Consider the following 25,038-nt stretch of genomic DNA (forward strand, 5'->3'; position numbering starts at 1 on the left):
GCTGAAATCGTCGGGTCGGATTTGTGGAATGGCTATTGGGAACGACTGACCGCGATAGCAGATGCACTGAAGGCTGCGCAGGAAGATGCGGAGAAGATTCGTGTTATTCTTTAAGCCGAATTTGAGAGACGCGTCAAAGCAGCCTCTGATACGCTTGAGGATGCCTGACGCCAAAGTGCGCGTCGAATACTTACTGATTGCCTGCGCGTTCACGGTGCTTGCGCCGGATGCACAGGCCGGCAGTGGATTACGGCTAGTGCGTTCTGCCTTCCAGAACCGGACGTTTCGCCACAACACCAACGGGCCACCCACTCCAGCCCTCCTGCTTTAAGGAGAACGCCGCAACGAAATCGCAACGAATTGGGTGAAGCGACTGCCAACAAAACGTGGTGGAAACGCACGTCACGGCAAGGAAAATCAATAGTTTAGAAGATGTTCACTGCGTGCGGTACGCAGGACCATCGTTGGCCTCCGGCTCACTCACTCGTGCAGCGATCCTAGGGATCTGGCACTCGATCAACAGCGGCAAAACGTCGAAAACTCAATCTTATCGATTTCGAATTTGAACTTCTGCGCCAATACGTTCTCAGCTCCATAAAATCGGGATAACGAGATCGATCGGTCCGTTCTTGTAAAGCCGTGCGAGGGGATATCACTGAATCGTCGCGCAAGACACGCACCGGCCGTGTGGCGCGAGAGGGGAAGCTTCTGCCAAGACCAGCCCTAAACAACGGAGGCCGGCAACGCGGGGATCGGTTCAAGGCTCCGCGAACACGGAAGATGAATCAAAACTGTGATGGGCCGGCGAGACCTTCAGCCGCTCATCTTCCTTTGTCGACACGGCTGCTGTCATACGCGCCCAAGCGCGCCAGGCTGCCGGCTCGGTCTATTGATGCCAACCGAGGCCTTGAAAAACCGAAGGTGCCTGGGCATTCTGAGCGGGCGGTTCCTGTGCGCCTGCATCTTGTGCGGGCCGGGCCTCTACCCGTGCATTTTGCTCGCGATGGACGCTTGCTCGGTGCTTCTGAACGTGCCGCGCATTTTGCGCGGACTTTCGGTGCTTTTGCGTGGGCTGCTCAGGCAAACGGTTATTTTCCACGACCTGCGCTGGAGGGGCTCGTGGGGACTCTAGTGGCTGTGCGGGCTTCTGTTCCTGTGTATCTTGCTTGGCCGCCCAAGCCTGGAATTGGCTAAACAGCGCTTCAGATGATGACTGATCACTTCCCGTCTGATTCTGGCCGGGTGGCTGAGGGGCGGCAGCAATTTCGTCATGGGTTGGTACCTCGCTTGCAGCCGGCGCAGAAACCTGAGCATCGTCCTTTGAATGAACGACTTGAGCGTCAGCGCTATTTTGAATTGTCGGTGTTGCTTGATTGGTGCCGGGCTGTGAGAGCGAACTGTCAGTTAGCGAAGCCATGACGTCTGCAAAGACCCTCGCCGGATTTCCCAGCAATAGGGTGATCGCTACAGCAGTCGCCGTTGCCGCTACAGCGAAAATACTCGCCTTGAAGTATCGCGACGTGCCCCGTTGCTCGTGTTCATCAGTATGATCACAGAGAAAAAGAGGCAGAGTGTGGTTCGGATCAAAGCCGTCCTTCGTCGGCATTGCGTGAGCCTCCGCTTAGTGTTCTTGCCGACGGTTACCGCGGTATCGAGGTCCAAAAGCGGAGAAATCTTGATCTCACTTGGGCCGGAGGAACCCGCTCGATGATGGACGGCCAGATAGGAATGCCAGCCTAGGCTAGACGCCAGTTTAGCTATGATGTTGTATTTCATAATATCTCAGTGTTTTGAGCTGTCAGGTCAACCCCAATCGTCCGTGTTCTTTGCGGTCCTACCGGAGGCAACATAGGACAGTCGGCCCCAATTCCTCGGTTGCAGCAAAAACACCTTCGCGGCTTTAATGAACGGCGAGGGTGATCAAGGGCCGCTCGCACCAAGTCGAATCAATGCGTCCTTGAAGATCCTCAAGGACTGTCAATTTAGCGCGGATGAGCGATGGTCATTACTGCCTTTTGAGGAACCTGGGTCCCGTGAAAGGCGGCAAGGGCATGAAGCACCAGGAGGCCATCATCGATTTTAATAGGAGCGGGATGGTGGAGCTCTTGCGGCGGCTGATTGGAAGATACCACCGGGCACTAAAGAGCCACGATCATCGCTGATGCCCGAGACCAATTCCAAGCTTCAATGCCTTCTGTCTCAGAGAGCCGACAGATCGTTTCATCTGTTTTGAGATCTTCGATACCGGCGTTCGCGATTTCGAATGTTGTTTCAGCAGCTTGACGTCAGCGGCGGTGAACGGCTTGGGTGCTGATCTCTTCTTTTTGGCTTTGCGCACTCTCTTATCCTCAGTGCAATCGTTCTGATACGGTACTCTGCGCGTGAGTAGGACCTTGTTGGAACCGAAGGCGGTCCTAGCCTCGCCGCGAATCTACGCTGCCCGCCTATTATCATAGAAGCAGAAGCAGCGAACGCTTTTTTCGTCAGGCAGGCCCGTCACGAAGCAATACGCTCTACTATCCAGATCGTCTATGTATTTTCTTAGTTCGTCTTTGTGCTCCATGACGCATGGGTGCATTCGCTGTTTTGATGGGCGCCGAATGGCACGCGGCACCTATCTATGTAGACTAATCACGGTTGCAATAAGTCAACCTCCTCCGAAACGATGGACACCTGTAGGCTCGAAGAGCCAGGAGGTGTCGGATGGAAGGACGTCAACGTCGGCCGTTTACGGACGACTACAAGCGGCAAGCGGTTGATCTCGTAGCGTCGAGCGGGCGCTCGATTGGATTTGTGGCCAAGGAGCTTGGCCTGCGCGATTCCGAGCTGCGGCGGTGGCTGGAGCAGCGAAGGGCCCGGCTGGAGCCGACGTCAGCGACGCGGCGTGGGGGAAGAAAAATCACATGGTTTAAAGACGCACCCGTAAAACACCGGAACTGGCCAGCGAGCCCAACCCAAAAACGGGCTGCGTGAGTCTCCTTAGGCCCGGCGACCTCGGCCTTAAGCCGGGGCCAATGTGAGGGTGCGGGTACGCCCGTGATATCGCCAATGATATCACCAAGCTGCCGAAGCACGAGCATGGCGCGCCAGAATGGCACGCGGCGATCGAGGCGCCGATGCTGGTGGCTGAGCATGGCGGCGATACAATGCTGCCGAGGATCGGGGCCATGCGAGCGCTGTATCCGGGCGATGACGTGCCGGGGCGTGCAAGAAGCGGGCGAGGAAATATCGGATCGTAAGATGAGCATTAGACATGCCAGGCGGGGCCAGTCGGCTATTGAACGAGGGCGGCGATCTCGGTCTCGGACACTTCCGACCTGGCCCCCCGTCAGACGTTCGACCAACGTGGGCGTTATCAGCCCACTTATCGATCTCAACCTGCGAGGAGAGCGCGGCCGAGAGTACCATCAGCCGGAAGGCGTCGTGTTTGATTTTGTGAATTCGGAATTTTTGGCGGCCTTTTTCCGCGCTCGCCGTTTTTTGGTTGCGGTCTTAAGTGACATCAGCGGCTGCACTTGAGCGTTGAAGGCACTCTTAAGCAATCTCTTGAGACAGTCCTGATATTCGCGTTCGCTAATCCGATCTTTAATTCGATTTTTCTGTTTCATCACCGACCCCACTTCGCTATCAAGAGCCTGTTAGGCAAGCCCGCTTTGAGGCAGCGCTGGCCATAAAAATTGGCGGTCGGTTCAAGAGGCAGCGCAAGAGTTATGGGACGCCTAAGCACCGGAGATGCACGAACTGCGGCCGGAGATACACGAACTGCGGCAGCATTACTGCCTGATAACGCCGATGGCCGTGAGCATTGCGCACCCGCCGGTTGAACTGCGCGCCGGCCTCGCTGGATGAGTATCTTCCAGCCTCGTTTGCATGCCCACTTATTCTTGCTGAAATTTTAGATGCGAGCCTCGCTGAGAGATGCTTCTCGGGGCTGCACAGGCGTTTTTTCGTTTTTCGCTGCGGTAGATCCGTTCGGTGATCATCCATTTTGTTGGTCGAAGACGATCTGGAGCTTCGGGAAGCTATGTCAGGCATGCTTCAAGAACTCGGGCATCGCGTGAGCCGAGGCTGGTAGGTAGCGATTATGCGGTCACAGCCGAATACGACCTAGCCATTCTCGATATCAACATCGCTGCTATCGCATCGATCGAGTCTAGTGCAAAGGCGGCGACGGCCCATCCTGTTGATCACTGAGTACAGCACACGTTGGCTTCCGTTTCTATTTCGAGGACACGCCGTCATGGCAAAGCCTGTTGCGATCGAGAAAGTAACCGAAGCGATCGAAGAGATCGGCTGCCAGACTGCGCCGGACGAATGAAAATTGCCATCCGAGGCGACAGTCTCCGAGGGCATCCGGATCGCATAGGACTGGATGCATCCGCTGCACCTGATCTCGTCGTCGCCTTGTAGCCGACCGCGCGTGAAATCCCGCACGCGAACTGCAGTCCAGCCAAGTTCAGCCATCAACTTGGCAAGGTGCCGATAAGTGCCCGCCGTGCGCTGGCGCTGTGGCTCCTCCAGGATGTCCATCAGAGTTTGCGTGCTGACCCGCAGCAGTGCAGGGAAGCGAGCGACGTTCTGCTCACTGACCAGAGCATCTACATCCAGGCGATCAATTATGCGACAGGTCCCCGCGGGACTGAGCGGCTGCGCATCACACCCACGCGCTATCACGACGATGCGCTGATCGACGTTCTGGCCGAAGCGCTGGTCGATGTATGGGACGGCTCGGGTTGCCATGCAACACCCACTCGCGGCAGAGCGACCCACTTTGCGCGGCAGCATTAGAGACGGCCGACCTTTGTGGGTCGCTTGCTGCCAAAGCTCGCCGTTTTGTCGCTCGACTTCGGCGCCCATTCTCATCGCGGGGACGCCGGCCATGAATCAGACTATCCCGATTGCTGAATGCGACTCTCTCTCGGTACGATGGCGCGATACCGGCGTGCGATGGCCTCCGCCGTGGTGATGAGATAACCATATGCCAACGGCACGGAATGTTGGGAGTCGCAGCAGAACCGGACTCACGCGCCGGCAGTTGCAAGAAAAGGTCGCCGGCCGCTCACTGCTGGGCCGTTCGCCCGGCATAGTTGCCGCAGGTAGGGTTCACAGAAATTTCACTTCTGAGCCTGTGCTAGCGGGCGGGCGACAGAAAGGAGTCCCTTGGTGAAGCAGCCAAAGACCTGCGCTGAACCTCAGGATATGATTCATCCGGGCTCATATCAGCCTCGCGGTGGCCGTAAGCCGCGCAGATGAACCTGGGCTCGTCATCGGACAGGCGGACGTCATCTTCCCGTTGATCGCCGCCAAGCCGGATCCAGTGGCGCGGGCCTGCTGGCGCGGGAAATAGCTGCACCGCGCAACACTTAGGTGTAGTCTACAGTGCGAAAGGAAGGCGCGGCGATGCCCAGGGAGAACTACGTCGCCAAGCAGCTTCGGATTGGCGAGCGCCTGACGCGCGCGATGGCCAACGCCCACATGGATCGCAGCGAGCTTGCCACACTGACGGGCTACTGTGAGGCGCAGATCGTGCGCTGGGAGCGCGGTCGCGCGCCGCTGTACCCGACCGAGCTGATAAGACTGTGTCATGCGCTCGACGTGATGCCAGAGTGGCTGCTCTGCTGGGAGCGCCGCGGCCACTGATCATGCTCCGAATCCGTGAAGCATCCGTGTCGAAGGCACCAAAAGACGGAGGGAAACATGCCTGGTTTCAGATTGGCTTTCGTATGCGCATTCGCCGGAGTGTTGATGGCCTGCAATGTCGCTTCGCTCCATGCAGCTCCATTGCCGACCAACGTGATTGCGATGAAATCGATGGTTGCGGACAGCTCGATTAGGGTCCGCTGGCGCGGCGGCGGTTCGGGATACAGAGGTTTTGGAGGAGGTTGGGGTTGGGGAGCGGGAGCGTTGGCTGGCGCCATCATCGGCGGCGCGATTGCGAGCAGCGCTTACGGATACTATGGCGGTCCTTATTACGGCGGCGACTATTCAGACCCCAGCTACTATCCGGCATATCTCGGCTATGGTCCCTATTACGATTACGGCCCTTGGCAAGCAATCCAGGAACCCGGGGCCGCCCGCTTCTATAGGCCTTACGGGTACGGTTGGCGGCCCTGGGGGTATTGGTAACAGCAGGGCTTCTGATCGCAGCCCAAGGCGTGCGCCCTCGAGAGCGTCGGAGCCAAATTCTTCGATGAAAACCAACGCGCGTAGGGGTTCTCGGCGGAACTTCCGAGGGCGGTAGATCTTCGCCAAACGCGAACGCATCGATCACGCGTAAGAGGAGTCGGGTTTTCCCGGGTATAGCCTTGATAGGCCACACTCGGTCCCTCAGCAGGTTTGAGCGAATGGGATCGGCTCCGGCCTCGTAAACGGACGTTCACGAGCGACGGTCGGCGTCCGCACCACGCGGTTAGCCGTTAGCCGCGTTCGATGATCTTGGCGCCCGGGTAGACCCGGCGGGCGTACGCAACGACCAGCGCCCGATCCTGAGTCTCCAAGAACGGAGTTCGGATCTGACAGGACCCGACGATGAGGTGCCACAAGCCATTAAGCTTCTGGATAATGACGTTCATGTCATGGTTCCTCCGCCGCCTGAGAGGTGTTGCGGACGACTTAACGCGGCCGATTTTGTGTGCACATAAACGAGCGTTACATGTCCTGATCCAATCGTGCGGGCAAACGCGAACAGACTGGCGCACGGACGCAGAAATTAGTGCTATGGTCGCGGGGTAGGGACAGGAGGGGTAAAGCCGATCCCAAACCAACGCCGCCTCATGCTGCACCTGCAGATACGTTTCGCGGTGCTGTTATTCCACCCGGTCCTCAGATTCGCTTGCAGCCGACCGAGCCAGTACCTTCGCGTCGGCGCGCGCGGCCTTCTCGGCCAGCCGCTCATAGTCCTCAGCAAGCGTCTTAAGCTGGCTCGCAACGTGTTGGTCGGTCATCGATTGGGCCGCCCGGAGTATAGTCCGTGCTGTGTCCAAATATTCTTTGCTCAGCATTTCGCCTCCACGATCCCAGTTCGAACGGCATGATGTCGTCGAGCTACAACCAATCACAGAGAGGCGGACTGTACCATTGCACAGGCGTTCATTAGTCCCTTACATTCGTTTGAGAGGAGGATACTTAGGTTTAGCACCTATCCTCCAAACGCCTGATCGAACCTTTCAATTTGACGTGTGGGGTCATTGATCGCGTTTTGCCGGCCCTTTGCGTCTGCCAAGGGATGAAGTGAACTTTTTTCAGATTGCCCGATGCCGACGCTGACGCCCCTGAACGTAGGGTGCGACCGTTGCATGCCTTTTGAAGGTCCGGCCTGTCCAGACGACGCACGGCTCGCAGGAGGGCAGGGATGTGAAATTCGTAACAGGTTTGCTCGCGCCGGGTCTGTTGCTGATGAACGTGGGAGCGAGCCATGCGGTCGTCTGTATCTCGGGTGATCACGGAGGCCGCATCGATACCTACCTCGAAAAATTCGTACAGCTTGCGCACTACCGGCGAAACCGTGATCATCGACGGTTTCTGTCTCTCGGTCTGCACCATTGTCCCAGCTTCGGTTCCTCACGACCAGATCTGTGTGACTCCGCGCGCGACGCTCGGCTTCCACCCAGCGTATGAACACCTCGATGGAATTTTGCATCGCGGACGACGGCACCAAGGCTATTCTCTCGTGCTGCTGCGGGCGGAGGGCAACGGGGATCACGGTCTCAATTCAGTCGCAGCCCAGTCTGATCCTTTGCAAGCTTTGGCGGTTCGCTTCAGTCGTGATTTCTCTTGTATCTGGATCGTCAATGTTGAGATCGCATTCCGCTCAGGTGTGCAGCCCAGTGAATGGAATCGTCACTAATATCTTACTTCGAGAGGGAGACTACGCGCGGGAAAGGCGCCGCCAACGGCAAGAACGGCGAGAACGGAACTCTATTTCAGGGAATGCGCGCCGATCTTGAGGCGAGCTTCTTTGGATTGATCGGTGGAGCTTCGGTACGGCCTGGCCTTGGTGGCTCTTCGCCACGATCCATTTGAGAGGCCTTCCTCCCCCAAAACCAACTGCGTGTCTGCCTCAACAGATGGCACGATCCCGCGGCGCCTGTCCTTTAAAGCGCCGGCCCCCTGCAGGGCGGGCGCGCGAACGTCCGTGGCTCAAGGTCAAAAAGCACCGCCGTCCGGCTGTGGGTGCGGGTGCTCGAGAAATACAGACGATAGACGGGAGCCACCAGCGAACGCTACGCTGAGCGGCCCAAAGCTTCTCGAGCGCCTGGCTCATGCCGCGGAAATTGAAAACCTACGTGACGTCGCTAGGCTTCTTCGATCAGGCGGTCGCGGCGCCGTCGATGAAGGCCGCCTTGGATGCCTGGGGCGCCCAAGGCAAGCCTCTTTCACGAAGGTGTTGCGAAGGAGACGGACGATCCCGATGTCGTCTCCGCAGCGATGGCCCACCCTGGCATCGTTCTCCGCGTCCCGTCGGATCGACTGGGCCGTTCAGGGAGCACACCGAGCTGCCCTCGCACTTGCTCGGCGGCAAGCGGAGACCGGAGAAGCTTCGCGCGAAGCCGAAGCGCGCTGCGCCTTCCAAGATCGACCGACAAGAACGCCCGCAAGGCAGCACTGGAATTCGAGGCGCCGCGACGGCGACCGCTGGGTGGTAAACCTGTCCAGCGCGCAAACACCGTTTGGCAGGTCCGGTTTCGGCCGCGAAGCCGACCGCCAATGCTCCGTCTGAGCCTTTCAGTTCGTGACCCAATCCACTCTTTAGTCCGTGACGGCATCCCGCAGTCCGGTGAAGCCCCTTCACGTACACCTGCAAGGCCTATGTCTGGTTTGTCTTGAGCATGCCGATAGGTGTGCGGCAGTCGTTAGCGAGAGGTCTTCCGATGACGATCGCACTCAACACACCATCGTCCCTGCCCGCGACAAGACGGCAGCGGCGCAATTTTCGCGCGCATTTTTGACCTCCATGCCGATCCGAAAGGCCGTTTCGCGCCGCTGCTTATCAACGACACACGCTCCTTTTCGACGACGACGAGGAATTCGAGAGCCACCACTACGTCTTCCACGTCAGCGATGTCGAGTTCGATGCCATCATCGGCCGCATTCGCGAAGCGAAGCTCGCCCATGGCAGCGCACCGTGGAGCCTCGATGACAGTAAGCTCAACGACTGGAACGGCGACTATGTTCGCGACCCTGATGGCCATGTACTCGAAATCATGACCGCACCGCAGTGAGCTTCAACCCCTCGGCTGCAGTGATGAGGTAATGAAGTAAATTATCGTTGCGCAGTGCGCGTCAGTCAGGCCCTGTGCCCATCGGCGAAGTGCCACTCAATATCCGATTTCGCTATCCAGCGGCGTTATGCTCCACATAGGTTGCGCGCGGCCGACGAACCAGATAACGCCACACCATGAAATTTGTCGCCATGGTGCCCATTCGCCGATCCTGACGCTGCTGCGCGCAAGCTATCGAAATCGCAAAGTCCACTCCGGCCGTGCAGGAGTCGTAGAGCCTGCCAGTATGATATCGCCCGACCGAAGGTCACTGGTCACAGAGCGCTTTCGCAAACGTCGCAATTGTTTCCTCATTTTGAGCCTCTCCCGAAGCTGGTCTGTGCTAAAGACGATCTCCGACCGCAACGGCCGTGGAGATCGCGGATGAGAAAGAGGGATGTCCTGCTTGGCCTGCGGGACTTAATGGAGAGGCAGCACGGTGACAAGCTCGTCGCGTACCGCCTTACCATTCAGCCCAGCATTAAAGGCATGCGACAAGGAACAGAGGCGCTGCCGCATAGGTACCTGCCGACGCTCGACAGACGGCACGTGGACGGCAGTGAAAGGAGCCTATAAGATGAAGCCAGAAGGAGCGTTCGATGAGTGCTCTGGAAGACGTATTTAAAGGCGGCAATATCGCGACAAGCCTTGGAGTGGCGATCGGCGCGGGCGTCATTGCTCCTATGATCATGTCGCTATTGCGTCCTTTGGCGAGATCTTCTGCCAAAGCAGGAGTTATCACCCGCGGCCGGGGAACAGCTGCGCTCGCGGAACGGAAGGAGCGGACCAGCGATGTAGTAGCCGAGGCTGGACCTACCGGGGAGCCGACGGCCCCACGGGCCTCCAAGTCCGCGAAGAGAACCAAAAGATCGAAGCGCAAGGCGGGCTGAAGCCGTCTCGGCTAATGTTCCAACCTGTTTCCTTTTCAATCGGTTCGTGATTGCGGCCCAACGCTATTCAGCGAACTGGAGCAGAGGAGCGTACGATGGCTATTCTGGAAGACGCATTCAAAGGCGGCAATATCGTTACTGGCATTGGTCTTGTGATCGGGGTGGCCGTAATCGCTCCGGTCATCATCCCCATGTTGCGGCCCATTGCGAAATCGCTCATCAAGGCCGGCGTCATCGCCTACGAGCAGGGACGAGTCGCTGTCGCCGAATTAAGCGAGCAAGCGACCGACGTGATGGCGGAGGCGCGGTCTGAACTCGCAGAAGCCGGGCATGCCACGGCTGAGGGTGCTACGGAGGGCACTGCTCATTAGATCCGTTGCTCGCTGGCCATTAAATGATCGACACACGACGGATCATTGCGATCCGGCACGACGCACCGGCTATAAGCGGCCATACGCTGGCACGTTCCCCCGTGATAGCGCCATCTTAGGGAGCGTGGTTGATCTGCCCGCGCAGCCGGACAACAATCTGCGGCCGCCGTACTTCCGGCTGTTCGCTCGATAGGCCTGCAGTTCTGCCGCAAGGGCCTGAGCAGACCTGACACACACACTCTCTCTCTCTGGGCAGAAGTCCCCCCAGCATACTGCGTTGGGTCATTGCACCCGGTTCAAGCATGGCGCGGCGGGTGCTCCAGCTTCGCGACCACCTCGATCACGACGTCCTCCCGGCGGGCCATCCGATCCAATCGGCGGGGTCTGATCGAGATTGACACCCCGCGGCTCGAGGCAGCAGCATGTTATTGCTACAAAGCCATGTGCCGCAGAATCGATCGTATGGTGTTGTCGGCACGAAGCAAGTTTTGCAGTTACGCCGCGCCGCGTGGACAGACTCCACTAGCGTGATCCCATTTTATCCCAAGCCCAAGTTGGACCAAGCGCAGCGGGAAGCGAACCAACGAGGCGATTAGGTGGTGGGCAAGAGGCCATGCACGGAATTGAAGGGCCAACGCATTCTCGTCATTCCCCCAACGCACGGCGCCTCGCCCCGATGGACCGATATTTCGTGCAACGGTGGGAGAAGATTCGCGGTGCTATCGAGAAGACAATTAGGCAGCGGAGCGCTGCGCAAGAATTATACCGAGGTACGCCTTTCTCATCGAAAGGGATCGAACGAATATCCAGATTGTGGGTGATTGGAGATCGACGGTTACTGGTGAACGCAGGCGCGAGCCGGACTGGATGCTGCCGCCGTGCGGCCCGGACGTGTCGCCGCAATTACGCTGGTACCCTGTTGTAACTCTTTTTCAATTGATCGCATCGCTTGCCACCCATGCAAGCTCGAGCATTGAATCGCACAGCCCGCGAGAAGTCGCCGCGCCGCACGGATGGAGGCCCTTGCGGGCTGGCCAGCTATGGGACGGCATCGGCGCGGCGAGCACCGCGAGGATCAATTGATCTCGCATCTAGCACGTCAAGGACGCCGGCGGCATCGTAGTGAAGATGTCGCTCGACGAGACGACGGAGAAAATCCTGCGCGACGCCCCGTGTGGCAGCCGCGCCGGCCGGCGCAGCGGCCGGACCGCCAGGCTGATGAGTGACCGCGTCTAGCGTCGTCCGCCCATCAGCCGCAGCATCATCAAGAACAGGTTGAGGAAGTTGAGATAGAGTGACAACGCCCCAATGATCGCCTTACGACCGCCGGCAGTTTCATCATGCCGGATATCGTACATGGCCTTGAGTCGCTGCGTATCGTAGGCCGTGAGGCCTGCAAAGACCCCAACGCCAATGATCGAGATCAACCAGTCAAGCCCGCTCGAACGCACGAAGAGGTTGACCAGAGTTGCGATGATGATCCCGATCAAGCCCATAAACAGGAACGTACCGAGTCCGCTCAGATCACGGCGGGTCGTATAGCCGAAGACGCTGAGTGCTCCGAATGTTGATGCTGCGATGAAGAAGACGCGCGTGATCGAGGAGCTGGTATAGATGTGAAACAATGTGGAGAGGGACACGCCGACCAAGGCTGCATAGACGAAAAAGAGCCAGCGCGCTGTGGTCACTGACAAAGTATTGATGCGCGCACTAATAATGAATACCAGGACCAGGGGTGCGAAAACAAACACCCACATCAGCGGTTTCTGCAGCAACGCGGGGTCAGTCACCTGATACGTCAGCCACGCGACCAGCGCAGTCAGACCGACGCCCGCACCCATATAGCTGTAGATGCGGAGCATGTAGTCGCGAAGGCCGGCGTCTATCGGGATAGCGCGGCTATCCACCGCTCCAGAAGATGTTGAGTTTTGATCATAGGTTGACATTGTCACTCTCTATCAGCGCGAGCTCGACACTCCGAAGATTGCAGTAGCATCTGTCTTGAGCGCGTACGGACTTCGCGCCAGGTCGACGATCCGAGAAGCATAAGCTTATGACCTTTATGACCCGGCCGCATATCGGATGATCACCGGAGTACGGACGGCGGAATCACCTTATTCTTGCGCGTTTGTGCACGCTCTCTGAAGACGTCCGCTTGGCGGACACCTGCCTGGAAACCGCCTTTGTCTTCAATGAACTGCGTCGAACCGGTGAGATCACGGCAACGTCGGATCCTCTCGCATCAGTCCGATACGCGTTCGCGTCCTGTTCCCCGCCGTGCCCGACCACCAACGTTCGTGGCCGGATCACGGCGCCATTCGAAAGCTACGCAGTTCGGCAGCTAGGTTGGCTGGCGGCTTCGCGTCTCGGGTGCGGAGCTCGTGGCCGGCAGGGATCGGATCCGTCGGCCCTATCGCCTTATCGAGCTCGAAGAGCGTCCCAGAGGGCGGGCTAAAGTGTGCTTCCAGCGGAACGGACCGTCTCCGAAGCGAATTGACTTACCGACATTCTGCTGGAGATCGGTCATGAAATGGATATTCGCGTCCGCCTGCGTTGCCACCATCGCGCTCGCCTCATGCGGCGCAGCGGAAGCCAAGGGATGCATCAAGGGCGCGCTCGTCGGCGGCGCTGCCGGGCATATGGCCGGCCACGGCAAGCTCGGTGCTGCGGCGGGCTGCGCGATCGGCCATCACGAAGCGAACAAGGCCCAAGCCAACAAAAACTCGGGGCAGCAGCCTTCCGGTCAAAGATAACACCACCTTGATACCGTCGCGAAGCGCAGCCCGACTCCATGGAGACTGAGCGTGATCGAAACCGAGAACTTACTCGAGAAGTGTCCCCGCTGCGGCGCCTGGCCCATGGCGGCCAAGCTGCCGAAGGCGACCGCGCCGCAAGTCGAGATCCGATTGAGGTGTCCGCAGTGCGGCTATCAGGAGGGCGGCCGCTTACGGCGCGCGGAGAGCGCTCGAAATTTCGCTGAACAGCCACAGCAGACCGGCACGTAACGTTGAGCCCGATGATGATCGACGAGATCGAAACGACCGTAGCCCCGTCCGCTGTTGAGCGGGCGATGGTGGTGTATGAAACGTTCAAGGAGCGTGACCACGCCGAGCTCGTCCAGGCACGCAAGGCGCTGACCGAGCACATCTTCGGCCAGGTCGCCGCGGGCGAGACCGACGAACATAAACTGGTGGTGGCGGGACTGGCTCACCTGAAATCGCTGGAGCGGATGGCCGAAAGCGCCGCCATCCAACCAAGCCGAGCCGCGAGGGAAGGCTGATCCGCCTCCTTAAGTGTCCGAGTCAAAAGGCGTGCAGCATTTTTCAGGACCTGGCGAGGCGGCGAGTCAACAGCCTGAGATCGGCGACGAGAAGCCAAGCGAACTCGGTGGGGGCGGAGGCCTCAAAGTTTCTGCGTCGGCATTTGCCGAATCTTGCAAACATGCGCTCGACACCGAATGTCTCGGTCCCAGCGGCCGGCGCGGCATCTTCAGCAATCAGTGCCCACTCTGGATCCGTCAGATCGCTTGCGTAGCGCGGTCCGGTGCCGCCTCGAAGATCCTTGAAACGGCGGCCAAAGGCAGGATCTCGGTCGAGGACCGTCGAGCAAGTCGGCATCAGAGCCCTGATCGGCATCCCCATCGTGTGGCATCGACGGCGCGTTCCCGGCGGGCACAAGTCCCAAGCTGGGCGTCTGCGCCTTAAGAGCGTTCTCATCCTCCTATCCCCGAATGGCCAAGGATGTCATGGCCAAGGATGTCGCAGCGTCAGCTTTCCTGACCAATGTTCATGCGGCATCGCTCACGGGCGGCGATGTGCGATGATGTGGTCCTTTGCGCCAGGAACCACACTCTCCCTGCCAAGTTGAACTTTGATCCTGAGGGTAAGTTTGAGGAAATTCATTATGAAACGCTCACTCATCGCACTGGCTTGCGTCCTCTTTGCAGCGCCTGCGCTGGCGCAGTCGATCGGCGAGAAGACGGGTGTCAATTCGACGCTCGGCATTGCCCCGAGCACGGCGGATTTCATCAGGGAAGCGGCGATAAGTGATATGTTCGAGCTGCAATCGAGCAAGCTCGCTCAAGAGAAGGGGACCGCACAGGAGAAGAGCTTCGCCGAGCAGATGATCGCGGACCACACCAAGACGACCAATGACATCAAGAGTCTTGTCAACAGCGGGAAAGTTAATGCCGAGATTCCGGCCACGCTCGACGCCTCGCACCAGAGCAAGCTGGATAAGCTAAAGAGTGCGAACGGCAAGGACTTCAGCTCGGATTTCGACTCCGATCAGGTGAGCGCGCATAAGGATGCGGTATCGCTATTCGAACGGTACGCCAAAGGCGGGGACAATCCGGAACTTAAGGACTTTGCGGGCAAGACCTTGCCTACGCTGCGGCATCACCTCGACATGGCGCGGGACCTAGGGAAGGCACCGAATGTTGGCCAGTCGAGATAGGCAGGTGCAAGCTGAAGCCGCGGTCACGCTCACAAGTCTCAATTTTAAGCGCCTTACCGGTCGAAGTTGAAAACACTTTTTCCGTGTTGGGTCGGCGCGCTTCTAGCTAGCTCCTGATCAACACTACCAGGCCCGAATTGATCGACGCCGTATCAGGGCCAAAAGGTCATCGTGAGCATTCGATGAGGCGTTTTCGGGAGCGACCCACCGTTTTATGGAGTCTTCCTGTTTGGCTGTTACTGAACGGTTGTGGCGCGACGCAGCCTGAGTGCGACTCGGCGGATACGCGCAATTCAGTTGTTAAGATCATTTCTGAGAACAGCAACAATGCGCTTCTCAACTACGCGGCCAAGAATTCGAACTCGGTTAAGGCGAGAGTCAATAATGCGGGCACAGAAGCTGAAAAATCAGCAATATGGGAGACGGCGAGACAGGGAGCGTTATATAGGTTGAGTGACGAAATAAGCACAAACTCAAAAAGCAAAGACAAGCGAGTTGTGACTTGCAGTGGGGAATTGTCTACGACTGTAGAGGACGCGACAGCGCAAAAACAGGTCGATTTTACGGTAGAAAAAACACCGGGTGGAAGGATGTCAGTTTCGGTTAGCCCGTTTCGATTTTGACCCATTGCGCGATCCAGCTTCGTTAGTTTGCGCTCCGACGCGGGATCATCGGCCTGTATCGAGCCGACGATGAGCGACGACCGGAGCCTTGCAAACCAATGCAGCTTTGGGAGCTTCGCTTTGACCTTCCTGAAAAGCCCGTCCGCCAGCAGCAGACTTGCGCCATACGCAGCGATGATGACGGCCGTACCAGTGAACCAATGGCCCTCGCGAGCAATGGCAACCGCAAGAAGTTGAAGGCGGCGTGGCGTAAGCAGCGAGACATAAGGCTGACCCCGACCTCGCGAGGGAAACGAGCGCGGTTTCGGTGCGGTAGCTGCGGCGGCATTCGCCACGTTCGGGCGGCGCGTTTAAGCCAAGCCGACCGACCTGTTATGTCAACGTCCGACGTTGCGCGCGAAGCACTGCGACCCTGCGATCTCGCTGCCACAGTTCGATGTCCCGTTCATCCAAAAGGCCTTCGATTTGCTTCTTTGCGTCGTCATCGTCGCTGCAACATAGGTCGAAGGCCGTCCAAACGTGTCCGTTCTCAATCAGGTACGCGCGATAGAGCGGCATATCTCTTGGCTCCCGGCTACCGAAAGTGACGCACTTCGTGACCAGAGGCACGGCCCGCTCCTAAAGATGGCTTCCGAAAGCGGGGCCGTACCGGACCACGGTGCTGGGCAGGATGGGATGTGGTCTGCCAAACAACCGCAAGGGTATGTAGATGGTTCCAGAGCCGGAACTCTTCTAAACGGGCAGCGGTAAAATAATAATCCAACCAGGCGGTGCACTATCCTGGCAGCACGCAGATCGGGCTTGCCTTGTGGCCGTCCTCGGCAGTGACGCAGAGATAGGGCGGACTATCCCGGCCGGAATTGAGCGGCATGCGGTGGTCCACCACGTACCGGCCGTGCTGGTTCACGTCCGGGAATCGATAGATTTCGATCTTCCGGGAGAGGCGTTCGCCCGCGGTGTCGACATGGCGGGCGATGATCGAGTTGCCCGGACCATGCATCGCCGACCTTCGTACCTTGGATGTCGCGGCGATGAAGAAGTTCCTGGTCGAAGAGTTCGGCCCGGACGCCAATGTCGCCAATGTTGCGCCCGACACCGTGATCGACTTCCAAGCGACCCGCCGTGGCTTCGGCGTCGCAGGCCCGCTCAAGGTCAGGGCAGCGGAGCGTGCCAAGCTCGTCGACCTATTTGACGCAGCACAGCGCGGCGACGCGGCGTTTCGCATATTCGGATCTCAAGCTGAATCCAGCAGGCCCGGCGCACGGTTAACGCGAGATTAACCGACAAGCTCTAATGCTTCCGGAGCCGGGTGGCTGCTCGAGTGATGAGGAAGCCCATGGAAGCCCAGAGAATTGCGGTGGACGCCGTGGTGGTGTTGACCGATTGCGACCGTGACGCCGCGATCGCCTTTATTCGCCGGCTTTATCTGTCAGGCGTGAAGGACCCCAAACGCCTGACCTTTAAAGGTCTTCAGGCGCTCGCGCGTAGCTGAGGATGCGAATCAGTACGAAATCTGGCCGGATTCGGCACAGGACCGTGCAGTTTTGCGCGCCCGTCTGGTTCAAGCGATCCTGATCTCGGTCTCTGGAAATCCGTCTCCCCCCTATGGTAATGGAGGCGTTCTCGCCGGTAAGCCGCTCCGCACGAGTCGGCTTTCACGGAAAGAGATGATCGGGCAATTGGGGAATTGGGGCCGATCGCAGGGACGGACCATGCTGAAACAGCTTCTCGCGCCACAGCTCATTGGCGTTTACATTCTCGCTGCCTCAACCATTTACGTGCATTTTCGTGGCAAGGAGCGGCTGCGCTTTGCCCGGCAGTTAGGCGATCATTCGACATATCTCGCCCCCTACAATGTGCTGATGTATGCGGGCTCGGCCGTGCCGAACGAGCCGGTGATTCCGGTCGATAACTTTCCCGAGCTTTCAAAGCTGACGGACAATTGGGAGACGATCCGCGAGGAGGCGGTGCGGCTGTTCGACGAGGGCTTCATCCGGGCCGCGGCCAAGAACAACGACTGGGGCTTTTATTCGTTCTTCAAGAGCGGCTGGAAACGCTTTTATCTCAAATGGTATGACGACTTTCTTCCCTCGGCGCGTCAGCTCTGTCCGAAGACGGTCGAACTGCTTAATTCTATCCCGAGCGTGCACGGCGCCATGTTTGCGATGCTGCCGCCCGGCGGCAAGCTGGGTGCGCATCGCGATCCCTTCGCAGGGTCCTTGCGCTATCACCTGGGGCTGGTCACCCCTAACTCGGACAAATGCCGGATCATCGTCGACGGCGTACCCTGCGTCTGGCGCGATGGGGAGGCCTTCATGTTCGATGAGACCTTCATCCACCACGCCGAGAATGCGACCGACCAGAATCGCATCATTCTGTTCTGCGATGTCGAGCGTCCGATGAAGTATGGCTTCCTGACCTCTATCAACCGCTGGGTCAGCCACCACGTCGTCAAGGCTTCCGCCACCCAGAACGTCGAGGGCGAGCATGTCGGCGTGCTCAACAAGGTGTTCGGCGGGCTCTACGAGATCCACCTTGCCAGCCGCCGCATCAAACAGTGGAACCGCAAGGTCTATTACGCGGGAAAGTGGATGCTGATGGTTGCCGTGGTTGGGCTCATCGTGGTGTCCGCGTTCAGGTAGCTCCCATCCGCAGCTCTCCCGCCTGTAGGCAGAGTCGCGTCGCATCGTCAGATGCGATGCGGGTGAGGTAGACTCTCCGCGAGCTCAGTGCTCGGAGAGTCTTCCATACCTGAACCCTCTCTCTGCAGGCCGGGAAAGGGAAACACGCGCCCCTTTTAATCAGGTCAAGCCGGCTCGCCGATCGACACCTTCAGCGTGCCGACGCCGTCGACGCCGCATTCGATCCTGTCGCCGGGCTGAAGCGCGGCGACGCCGGCCGGGGTGCCGGTCATGATGATGTCGCCAGCCCCGATCTCCACCTGCTGCGACAGCTTCCAGATGATTTCCGGCACGCTCCAGATCAGCTCGGAGAGGTCGCCCTTCTGCCGTTCGGTACCGTTGACCGACAGCCAGATCTTGCCCTTGGAGGGATGACCGATCTTCGCGGCCGGCTGAAGCGCCGAGCAGGGGGCGGAATGGTCGAAGGACTTGCCGATTTCCCAGGGCCGCTCCTTCTTGCGCGCGGCGAGCTGCAGGTCGCGGCGGGTCAGGTCGATGCCGACCGCATATCCATAGACGTGGTCGAGCGCCTTATCGGTGGGGATGTTCAGGCCCCCGCTTTTCATCGCCACGATCAGTTCGACCTCGTGATGCAGGTCCTTGGTCAGCGGCGGATAGGGGATGGTGGCGCCGTCGTGCTCCAGCATGTCGGCATGCTTGGCGAAGAAGAACGGCGGATCGCGCTCGTCGTTGCCCATCTCGCGGATGTGCTCGACATAGTTGCGTCCGACGCACCAGATGCGGCGCACGGGAAAGGACTTTCCCTCGCCCACGACGGGCAGCGAGGCTTGCGGCGGGGCCGGGATGACGAAGGCGCTATCGTTCATGAAAGGGTCTCGGCGGGTTTGGGAAGGAAGCCTGTGATTTACGCGGTTGCGCTGAGCGGTGCCAGAGTGGCTGTATCACGTTGCTGCAAGCGGAAGAAGGAGGCGTAGCGCCCACCGCGACGCAACAGGTCGTCATGGCGGCCGCGCTCGACGATCTCGCCGGCCTCGACCACCAGAATGGTGTCGGCGTGCATGATCGTGTGCAGGCGGTGGGCGATGACGATGGTGGTGCGGTTCCGGCAGAGATGCTCGATCGCCTCCTGCACCTGCTTTTCGGACTCGGAGTCGAGCGCCGCGGTCGCTTCGTCCAGCAGGATTATGGGTGCGTTCTTAAGCAGGGCGCGCGCCACCGCGATGCGCTGGCGCTGGCCGCCGGAGAGCTGTGTGCCGTGCTCGCCGACCGGGGTGTCGTAGCCGAGCGGGAAGCTCATGATGAAATCATGCGCGCAGGCCGCCTTCGCCGCCTCGGTGATCTCGCTCTGCGTCGCGCCTTCCTTGCCGAAGGCGATGTTGGCGCGAATGGTGTCGCGGAAGAGATAGACGTCCTGGCCGACATAGGCGGTCTGCTGCCGCAGCGAGCGCCGCGAGACCTTGGAGATCGATTGGCCGTCGATCAGGATGTCGCCCGTGCTCGGCTCATAGAAGCGCAACAGCAGTGCCAGCACTGTCGACTTGCCGCCGCCGGAGGGGCCGACCAGGGCGGTCATCTTGCCGGGTTCGGCGATGAAGCTCATGCGGTCGAGCACGAGTTCGTTCGCGCGATAGGCGAAGCTGACGTCGCGCAATTCGATGCGGGCGTTCGTGAGCTCGAGGGCCGGCTTGTCGTCATCGGCAAGCTCGCTCGCGGGGCTGTCAACGACTTCGAGCAGCATCCGCGCGCCGACAAGCTGGCTGTTCAGATCGATGTTGAGCCGCGCCAGGCGCTTGGCGGGCTCGGTCGCCATCAGAAAGGCAGTCATGAAGGAGAAGAACTGCCCAGGGGTGGCGCCAAGCGCGACCACGCTGTAGCCGCCATAGAGCAGGCAGCCGGCCACCGCGAAGCCGCCGAGCATCTCCATCAGCGGGTTGGAGCGGTTGGAAACCCGCGCCATTTTGTTGGCGTTGCGCTCGACGATTGCGATGTTCTCGTCGATGCGCCGCTGCATGGTTTCTTCCAGCGTGAACGCCTTCACGGTGCGGATGCCCTGCAGCGACTCCTGCATGGTCTCCAGGATGTCGGCGGTGCCGGTGAACTGGCTGTGGGCAAGGCCCTTGATCCGCTTCACCAGCTTGCGCAGCATCAGCATCGCCGGCGGCACGGCCACAAGGCCGATCAAGGACAGCAGCGGATCCTGCATCACCATCACGCCGACCATGGAGATCAAGAGCAGGAAGTCGCGACCGACCGAATTGATCAACATGTTCAGGACGTCGGCGATCGATCGGGCGCCGGCCGTCAGGCGCGCCAGGAACTCCGACGAATGGCGCTCGGAGAAGAAGGCGATGCTCTCGCTCATCAGCTTGGCAAACAGCCGCCGCTGGTTGTTGGCGAGGATCGCGTTGCTAATCTTGGACAGGATCACGGTGTGGCCGTAGGTCGCCACGCCCTTGATGAACAGCAACAGGACCGTCACGCCGGAGAGAATTGCAATCCCCGGTACGTTCTTGTCCACATAGGCCTTGTTAATCACCTGGCCGAGGACATAGGTGGCAGCGGCGGTGGCGCCGGCCGCGATCGCCATCAGCGTAAATGCGATCAGATAGCGTCGCCAATAGGTCAGCCCCTGTTCCATGACGAGGCGGCGAATCAGAATCGCCGCGCCATAGGGATCGTCAGTGATTTTCTTCGGAAATTCGGCCATCCACGTCCCAATCGGCCGCGCCAGGGCATACTCTGCCCACGGGGGCTTAGCGGCAAGGCTTCCTTGCCCGCTGGACGCGCCTTTTTCAAGCCCAATTAAGGGCTTGCACAGGCCGTGATTCTACGCCGAGGCCACCTCTTGGATGTTGCCGCTAGCCTCGCGCAACAGCCTTTCTTCCCAGGCGAGCGCGTGCGCCGCGATGGTTTCGATATTGTCGTATTGCGGCGTCCAATCGAGCGTGGCGCGGATGCGGCTGCTATCGGCGACCATGGTCATGACGTCGCCGGCCCTTCGCGGCGCATAGGAAACTGCAAAATTGCGCTCCGAGACGCGCCGCACCGCCTCGATGGTCTCCAGCACAGAATAGCCGCGGCCATAGCCGCAATTGAGGGTCACCGAGGCGCCGCCGGCGCGCAGATAAGAGAGTGCGGCGCGATGCGCCTGCGCCAGATCGCTGACATGGACGAAATCGCGGATGCAGCTTCCATCCGGCGTCGGATAATCGGTGCCGAATACGTCGATCTTGGGGCGCTGTCCAGTTGCCGCCTCCACCGCGATCTTGAGCAGATGCGTGGCGCCGACGGTCGCAAGGCCGATGCGCGCCAGCGGATCGGCGCCTGCGACATTGAAATAACGCAGCACGACATAGTTCATGTCGTAAGCGGAGGCGACGTCATGCAGGATGATCTCGGTCATCAGCTTCGAGGAGCCGTAAGGCGACAAGGGTCGCGTTCGCGCATGCTCGGGTACGGGCACCTGTTCCGGATCGCCATAGACGGCCGCGGTGGATGAGAAGATGAAGCGCTTGATGCCGCGCTTGACCGCGGCATTGAGCAAGCTGCGCGTGGTCATGGTGTTGTTGCGATAATACAGCAGCGGATCGCGCATCGATTCCGGCACCACGATGGAGCCCGCGAAATGCATAATGGCATCGACCTCGTGCTGGGCGATCACGCCCTCGACGAGGTTTTCGTCGCCAGCGTCTCCAATGAACAGCGGAACGCCCTCCGGCAGATGCGCGGAAAACCCGGTGGAGAGATTGTCGATCACGACCACGTTTTCGTTCGCTTCATGCAGCGCGCGAACGGTGTGACTTCCGACATAGCCGGCCCCGCCGGTAACAAGCACGGTCATTAGCTCAACCCGTAAACCCATCGTCCAAAAGCGCGCGGATGCTAGCCGGATCGCAGTGAAGAGGGGGTTTCGGAAAGGGGCGAACTGGCCTCTATGCTTAATGTTGCGTATAGGAGAGCGAGCCGAAAACGGAGTGTTGTGTGCCGAGTAAGAACGATCTGGCCGATCTCGAACTCATCGTGCCGAACCTGCATAGGCGCTATTCCGGCGTGACGGCCACCAACAGGATGGTGGCGCCGAAACTCGCCAAGCGCCTGCGCGCCGCATGGTTCGGTTCCAATCGTCCCGACGGCATCGCACCGCTCGACGGCCTTGATCTTCTCAAGCTCTGGGGCCGCGAGCGGCCGTTGATCTGGCATGCGCGGCGCAACAACGAGATGATCGCAGGCGTCTTGCTGCGCGCGCTCGGCTGGCGCGTAAAGCTCGTGTTCACCTCGGCCGCGCAGCGCCATCACACCTGGATCACGCGCTGGCTGATCTCGCAGATGGACGCGATCATCGCGACAAGCGATATCTCCGCGTCCTATCTGAAGCGCAAGGCGACCGTCATTCCCCATGGCGTCGACACCGACATCTATGCGCCGCCGCAGGATCGTGCCGCGGCGTTCGCGGAGAGCGGACTGGCCGGGCGTTATGCGATCGGCTGCTTCGGCCGGGTGCGGGCGCAGAAGGGCAGCGACATTTTTGTTGATGCGATGTGCCGGCTGTTGCCGCGCTATCCCGATTTCACCGCCGTGCTGGTTGGCGCGATCACGCCGGAGCAGACGGTGTTCGCCAATGACCTGAAACGGCGCATCGACGCGGCGGGGTTGCAGTCGCGCATCGTCATCTTGGGCGAATTACCGATCGGGCAGGTGCAGCGCTGGTATCAGCGCCTCACGATCTACGCCTTCACCTCGCGCAACGAAGGCTTTGGATTGACGCTGATCGAGGCGATGGCGGCGGGCGCGGCGCTGGTCGCCTCGCGCGCCGGCGCCGCCCAGCTCGTGGTCGAGGATGGCATGACTGGTGTACTGACGCCGCCGGGTGATGTGGATGCGCTGGTGGCGGCGCTGGAGCCCTTGATGCGTGATCCTGCATCCGCGACGTCGATGGGGCTGCGCGCGCGGCAGCGCGTCTTACAAAAATTCAGTCTCGACGTTGAGGCAGACCTTATCGCCAGCGTTTATCGGACGCTCGTTTGAGCGATCACGTCGGCGACGAAAGCATCGAGATCGCCGCCCGCGAATAAGAAGCCCGGCAGGCCGGCGGCTTGCGCTGCTTCGATGTCGGTCGGCCGATCGCCGATCACAAAACTGCCCTCGTGCCGCACCGGCCAGTGCTCCATCAGATCATGGATCATGCCGGGCGCGGGCTTGCGCCAGGGATGCGCTTCGAGATAGCCGGCGACACTACCTTCGGGGTGATGCGGGCAATAGCGGATATCGTCGATTTGCGCGCCCTGCGCGGCCAGTTCGCTACACATCCAGGCGTGCAAGACTTTTACGTCGTCTTCGGTGAAAAAGCCGCGCGCCACGCCCGATTGGTTGGTGAAGAAGAACACGAAATAGCCGGCATCGTTGAGGCGTCGGATCGCTTTGGCCGCGTTCGGCATCCAGCGGATCCGCTCCTTCGTGCCCATATAGCCGTCGTCGTGATTGATCACGCCATCGCGGTCGAGGAAGGCTGCGGGCCTCAACCTCGCCTGGCCGATGCCGGTCAGATCTTTCGCTCGTTCGTTCAAGGCGTACCCATAATTGGCGTTGCGCCTTGGTACCGGTGGCGTGGCGGCTGCGCAAGCAGGACAGATCTCAACGCGTGTGCTTGGCCGTAACCTCGGCCACAACCTGCTCGGCAATCGCTGCCACATCCTCGGCAGGGATATCGCGCATGCAGCGATGATGTTTCAGCCGGCAGACCGGCCGGTGACAGGGCTGGCAGGGTACGACCGTCTTGGTCTGGATGGTGGCCGCGAGCCCGTTCAGCGGTCCCCAGAGATAGGGATCAGTCGGGCCGAAAATGCCCATCGTCGGTGTACCTAAGGCCGCGGCCACATGCATCAGGCCGGAATCGTTGGAAATCGCGACGCTCGCCGCCGCCAGGGCCAAGATGCCGTTACGCAAATCTGTTCCGGTCAGATCACGAACTCCTGGTCCGCCGGCGGCCACGATCTCGGCCGCGACAGCCTTTTCGCCGGGGCCGCCGACCACCCAGACGTCGAGCCCGTGCGCGGCGAGGAGCCGCGCGGCCTCCGGGTAATAGGTCCAGCGTTTTCCCGAGCCCACGGAGCCGGGGGCGAGTGCGATGGCTGGTCCGTCGCTCAGACCGTGCTTTTCTCGCCATCGCACGACCTCGTCGGCGGGAAGCTCAAGCTGTGGAAGCGGCCATTCCGAGGGCTGCGGCGCGCCCTCGGGCAGCGCGAGCACGGCTTGTTGGTCGATCATGCGGGGCAGGGCCCTTTCGCCCCAGCGCCAGCGGTTGAGCACCCCAAAGCGTGCCTCCCCAACAAAGCCGACCCGCTCCGGAATGCCTGCCAGCGCGGGCGCCAGGGCCGATTTCCAGGTGCGGGGCATGATGAGGACGGTTCGATAGCTCCGCGCCCTCAGAAGGCGCGCCAGGGCCCATTGCTGGGCCAACGCAAGCCGGCCGCGGGGCAGGTTCCAGACAACGCCCTGCCGCACGCCGGGCATGTAGTCGAGCAGCGGCGCGCAAAGCGAGGTGGTCAACATATCCACCGGCCGGTTGGGCCAGCGCTCCTTCAAGACCCGCACCACGCTATGGCCGCGCACGAAGTCGCCGATCCACATGTAGGGAATGATCAGAATCGGGCTGCTGTCGTCCCGGTCCACCTGCAATTCCGCATCTGGTGAATAAAAATTCATTCTTTAAGGTGCCACAATCCAAGGCCTCGGTAGCCGTTCGGCGGAGCGAGGTAAAGCCGAAGCTCGGACAGAGTCTTGCCGTCACCAGGTTGTAA

27 protein-coding genes and 3 pseudogenes are annotated in these 25,038 nt (G+C 60.0%); 15 read left to right on the forward strand and 15 right to left on the reverse strand.

Translation table 11 applies throughout. The features are described 5' to 3' along the window. Positions 1–886: 886 nt before the first annotated feature. Positions 887–1,606 (reverse strand): hypothetical protein, encoded by a 720-nt coding sequence (locus F758_RS50120; protein WP_157450289.1) that lies wholly within the window; start codon positions 1,604–1,606, stop codon positions 887–889. Between the two features lie 546 nt (positions 1,607–2,152). Beyond that, on the reverse strand, positions 2,153–2,338 hold the full coding sequence (locus F758_RS52245) for a hypothetical protein (protein WP_084305870.1): 186 nt from the start codon (positions 2,336–2,338) through the stop codon (positions 2,153–2,155). Between the two features lie 365 nt (positions 2,339–2,703). Here F758_RS52245 and F758_RS53510 point away from each other — a divergent pair, with 365 nt between their 5' ends. Then, positions 2,704–2,973, forward strand: coding sequence for a transposase (locus F758_RS53510; RefSeq protein ID WP_084305872.1), 270 nt, complete (start codon positions 2,704–2,706; stop codon positions 2,971–2,973). A 434-nt stretch (positions 2,974–3,407) separates the two neighbouring features. Here the strand turns inward: F758_RS53510 and F758_RS50125 are convergent, their stop codons facing one another. Next, complete coding sequence (locus F758_RS50125; protein WP_157450290.1) at positions 3,408–3,608, reverse strand: hypothetical protein; 201 nt, start codon at positions 3,606–3,608, stop codon at positions 3,408–3,410. Positions 3,609–4,545: 937 nt separating this feature from the next. Here F758_RS50125 and F758_RS52255 point away from each other — a divergent pair. From F758_RS52255 to F758_RS0134240, 3 genes and pseudogenes are all read left to right on the forward strand, one after another. Then, positions 4,546–4,788, forward strand: a pseudogene (locus F758_RS52255) (hypothetical protein); the annotation flags it as partial. A 612-nt stretch (positions 4,789–5,400) separates the two neighbouring features. Continuing rightward, a complete protein-coding gene (locus F758_RS0134235) occupies positions 5,401–5,640 on the forward strand; it encodes a helix-turn-helix domain-containing protein (RefSeq protein ID WP_157450292.1) in 240 nt (79 codons plus the stop codon). Between the two features lie 57 nt (positions 5,641–5,697). Beyond that, positions 5,698–6,126: a hypothetical protein gene (locus F758_RS0134240; RefSeq protein ID WP_024512091.1), complete on the forward strand. Its 429-nt coding sequence runs from the start codon at positions 5,698–5,700 to the stop codon at positions 6,124–6,126. Between the two features lie 290 nt (positions 6,127–6,416). On the opposite strand, the gene F758_RS51115 is transcribed toward F758_RS0134240, so the two are convergent. Together F758_RS51115 and F758_RS0134250 are read right to left on the reverse strand one after the other, a co-directional pair. Continuing rightward, on the reverse strand, positions 6,417–6,572 hold the full coding sequence (locus F758_RS51115; RefSeq protein WP_198026633.1) for a hypothetical protein: 156 nt from the start codon (positions 6,570–6,572) through the stop codon (positions 6,417–6,419). 234 nt (positions 6,573–6,806) lie between these two features. Next, on the reverse strand, positions 6,807–6,944 hold the full coding sequence (locus F758_RS0134250; RefSeq protein WP_198026635.1) for a hypothetical protein: 138 nt from the start codon (positions 6,942–6,944) through the stop codon (positions 6,807–6,809). A 409-nt stretch (positions 6,945–7,353) separates the two neighbouring features. On the opposite strand from F758_RS0134250, the pseudogene F758_RS52260 reads away from it, so the two are divergent. Next, positions 7,354–7,618: pseudogene (locus tag F758_RS52260) on the forward strand (hypothetical protein); the annotation flags it as partial. Positions 7,619–8,852: 1,234 nt separating this feature from the next. Here the strand turns inward: F758_RS52260 and F758_RS50140 are convergent. Then, positions 8,853–9,191 (reverse strand): hypothetical protein, encoded by a 339-nt coding sequence (locus F758_RS50140; protein WP_024512094.1) that lies wholly within the window; start codon positions 9,189–9,191, stop codon positions 8,853–8,855. Positions 9,192–10,245: 1,054 nt separating this feature from the next. Here F758_RS50140 and F758_RS0134270 point away from each other — a divergent pair. Then, positions 10,246–10,521 carry a DUF5132 domain-containing protein gene (locus F758_RS0134270; RefSeq protein ID WP_024512096.1) on the forward strand — a complete coding sequence of 92 codons (276 nt, stop codon included), beginning with the start codon at positions 10,246–10,248 and terminating at the stop codon, positions 10,519–10,521. Between the two features lie 867 nt (positions 10,522–11,388). Beyond that, positions 11,389–11,604 (forward strand): alpha/beta hydrolase, encoded by a 216-nt coding sequence (locus F758_RS53515; protein WP_157450294.1) that lies wholly within the window; start codon positions 11,389–11,391, stop codon positions 11,602–11,604. A gap of 149 nt (positions 11,605–11,753) precedes the next feature. Here the strand turns inward: F758_RS53515 and F758_RS0134285 are convergent, their stop codons facing one another. Beyond that, entirely contained in the window at positions 11,754–12,467 is a 714-nt protein-coding gene (locus F758_RS0134285; RefSeq protein ID WP_024512097.1) for a Bax inhibitor-1/YccA family protein, read from the reverse strand. Positions 12,468–13,046: 579 nt separating this feature from the next. On the opposite strand from F758_RS0134285, the gene F758_RS0134290 reads away from it, so the two are divergent. The 3 genes from F758_RS0134290 to F758_RS0134300 are packed head-to-tail and all read left to right on the forward strand — an operon-like array spanning position 13,047 to position 13,801. Further along, on the forward strand, positions 13,047–13,274 hold the full coding sequence (locus F758_RS0134290; RefSeq protein WP_024512098.1) for a hypothetical protein: 228 nt from the start codon (positions 13,047–13,049) through the stop codon (positions 13,272–13,274). A gap of 51 nt (positions 13,275–13,325) precedes the next feature. Beyond that, positions 13,326–13,526 (forward strand): hypothetical protein, encoded by a 201-nt coding sequence (locus F758_RS50145; protein ID WP_157450295.1) that lies wholly within the window; start codon positions 13,326–13,328, stop codon positions 13,524–13,526. Between the two features lie 14 nt (positions 13,527–13,540). Further along, complete coding sequence (locus F758_RS0134300; RefSeq protein WP_157450296.1) at positions 13,541–13,801, forward strand: hypothetical protein; 261 nt, start codon at positions 13,541–13,543, stop codon at positions 13,799–13,801. A gap of 43 nt (positions 13,802–13,844) precedes the next feature. Here F758_RS0134300 and F758_RS51120 read toward each other — a convergent pair. Next, positions 13,845–13,973, reverse strand: a pseudogene (locus F758_RS51120) (IS5/IS1182 family transposase); the annotation flags it as partial. Between the two features lie 451 nt (positions 13,974–14,424). On the opposite strand from F758_RS51120, the gene F758_RS0134315 reads away from it, so the two are divergent. Then, a complete protein-coding gene (locus tag F758_RS0134315) occupies positions 14,425–14,976 on the forward strand; it encodes a DUF4142 domain-containing protein (RefSeq protein WP_024512101.1) in 552 nt (183 codons plus the stop codon). 340 nt (positions 14,977–15,316) lie between these two features. Here the strand turns inward: F758_RS0134315 and F758_RS50150 are convergent, their stop codons facing one another. Both F758_RS50150 and F758_RS0134325 read right to left on the reverse strand, forming a co-directional pair. Beyond that, positions 15,317–15,934, reverse strand: a complete 618-nt coding sequence (locus tag F758_RS50150; protein ID WP_157450297.1) for a hypothetical protein — start codon at positions 15,932–15,934, stop codon at positions 15,317–15,319. Between the two features lie 440 nt (positions 15,935–16,374). Beyond that, entirely contained in the window at positions 16,375–16,599 is a 225-nt protein-coding gene (locus F758_RS0134325) for a hypothetical protein (RefSeq protein WP_024512103.1), read from the reverse strand. 31 nt (positions 16,600–16,630) lie between these two features. Between F758_RS0134325 and F758_RS0134330 the strand changes: the two genes are divergently transcribed. The 3 genes from F758_RS0134330 (at position 16,631) to F758_RS0134340 (ending at position 18,241) form a co-directional block, all read left to right on the forward strand. Further along, entirely contained in the window at positions 16,631–16,879 is a 249-nt protein-coding gene (locus F758_RS0134330; protein WP_157450298.1) for a hypothetical protein, read from the forward strand. Between the two features lie 56 nt (positions 16,880–16,935). Beyond that, entirely contained in the window at positions 16,936–17,091 is a 156-nt protein-coding gene (locus tag F758_RS51125) for a hypothetical protein (protein WP_198026634.1), read from the forward strand. A 220-nt stretch (positions 17,092–17,311) separates the two neighbouring features. Then, positions 17,312–18,241 (forward strand): aspartyl/asparaginyl beta-hydroxylase domain-containing protein, encoded by a 930-nt coding sequence (locus tag F758_RS0134340; protein ID WP_024512105.1) that lies wholly within the window; start codon positions 17,312–17,314, stop codon positions 18,239–18,241. Positions 18,242–18,405: 164 nt separating this feature from the next. Here F758_RS0134340 and F758_RS0134345 read toward each other — a convergent pair whose 3' ends face one another. The 3 genes from F758_RS0134345 to galE all read right to left on the reverse strand — a co-directional run bounded on the left by F758_RS0134345 (position 18,406) and on the right by galE (position 22,082). Next, a complete protein-coding gene (locus F758_RS0134345; RefSeq protein ID WP_024512106.1) occupies positions 18,406–19,107 on the reverse strand; it encodes a fumarylacetoacetate hydrolase family protein in 702 nt (233 codons plus the stop codon). 38 nt (positions 19,108–19,145) lie between these two features. Further along, positions 19,146–20,948 (reverse strand): ABC transporter ATP-binding protein, encoded by a 1,803-nt coding sequence (locus F758_RS0134350; RefSeq protein WP_024512107.1) that lies wholly within the window; start codon positions 20,946–20,948, stop codon positions 19,146–19,148. 120 nt (positions 20,949–21,068) lie between these two features. Beyond that, positions 21,069–22,082 carry a UDP-glucose 4-epimerase GalE gene (galE, locus tag F758_RS0134355; protein WP_024512108.1) on the reverse strand — a complete coding sequence of 338 codons (1,014 nt, stop codon included), beginning with the start codon at positions 22,080–22,082 and terminating at the stop codon, positions 21,069–21,071. Between the two features lie 140 nt (positions 22,083–22,222). On the opposite strand from galE, the gene F758_RS0134360 reads away from it, so the two are divergent. Further along, positions 22,223–23,266, forward strand: a complete 1,044-nt coding sequence (locus tag F758_RS0134360) for a glycosyltransferase family 4 protein (protein WP_024512109.1) — start codon at positions 22,223–22,225, stop codon at positions 23,264–23,266. On the opposite strand, the gene F758_RS0134365 is transcribed toward F758_RS0134360, so the two are convergent. Together F758_RS0134365 and waaF are read right to left on the reverse strand one after the other, a co-directional pair. Then, positions 23,248–23,805 (reverse strand): D-glycero-alpha-D-manno-heptose-1,7-bisphosphate 7-phosphatase, encoded by a 558-nt coding sequence (locus tag F758_RS0134365; protein WP_502689200.1) that lies wholly within the window; start codon positions 23,803–23,805, stop codon positions 23,248–23,250. The two genes, F758_RS0134360 and F758_RS0134365, sit on opposite strands and share 19 nt — an antisense overlap. Positions 23,806–23,872: 67 nt before the next feature. After that, positions 23,873–24,943, reverse strand: a complete 1,071-nt coding sequence (gene waaF, locus F758_RS0134370) for a lipopolysaccharide heptosyltransferase II (RefSeq protein ID WP_024512111.1) — start codon at positions 24,941–24,943, stop codon at positions 23,873–23,875. Positions 24,944–25,038: the final 95 nt, after the last annotated feature.

Source organism: Bradyrhizobium sp. ARR65, from assembly GCF_000472385.1.
Taxonomy (GTDB): Bacteria; Pseudomonadota; Alphaproteobacteria; order Rhizobiales; family Xanthobacteraceae; genus Bradyrhizobium.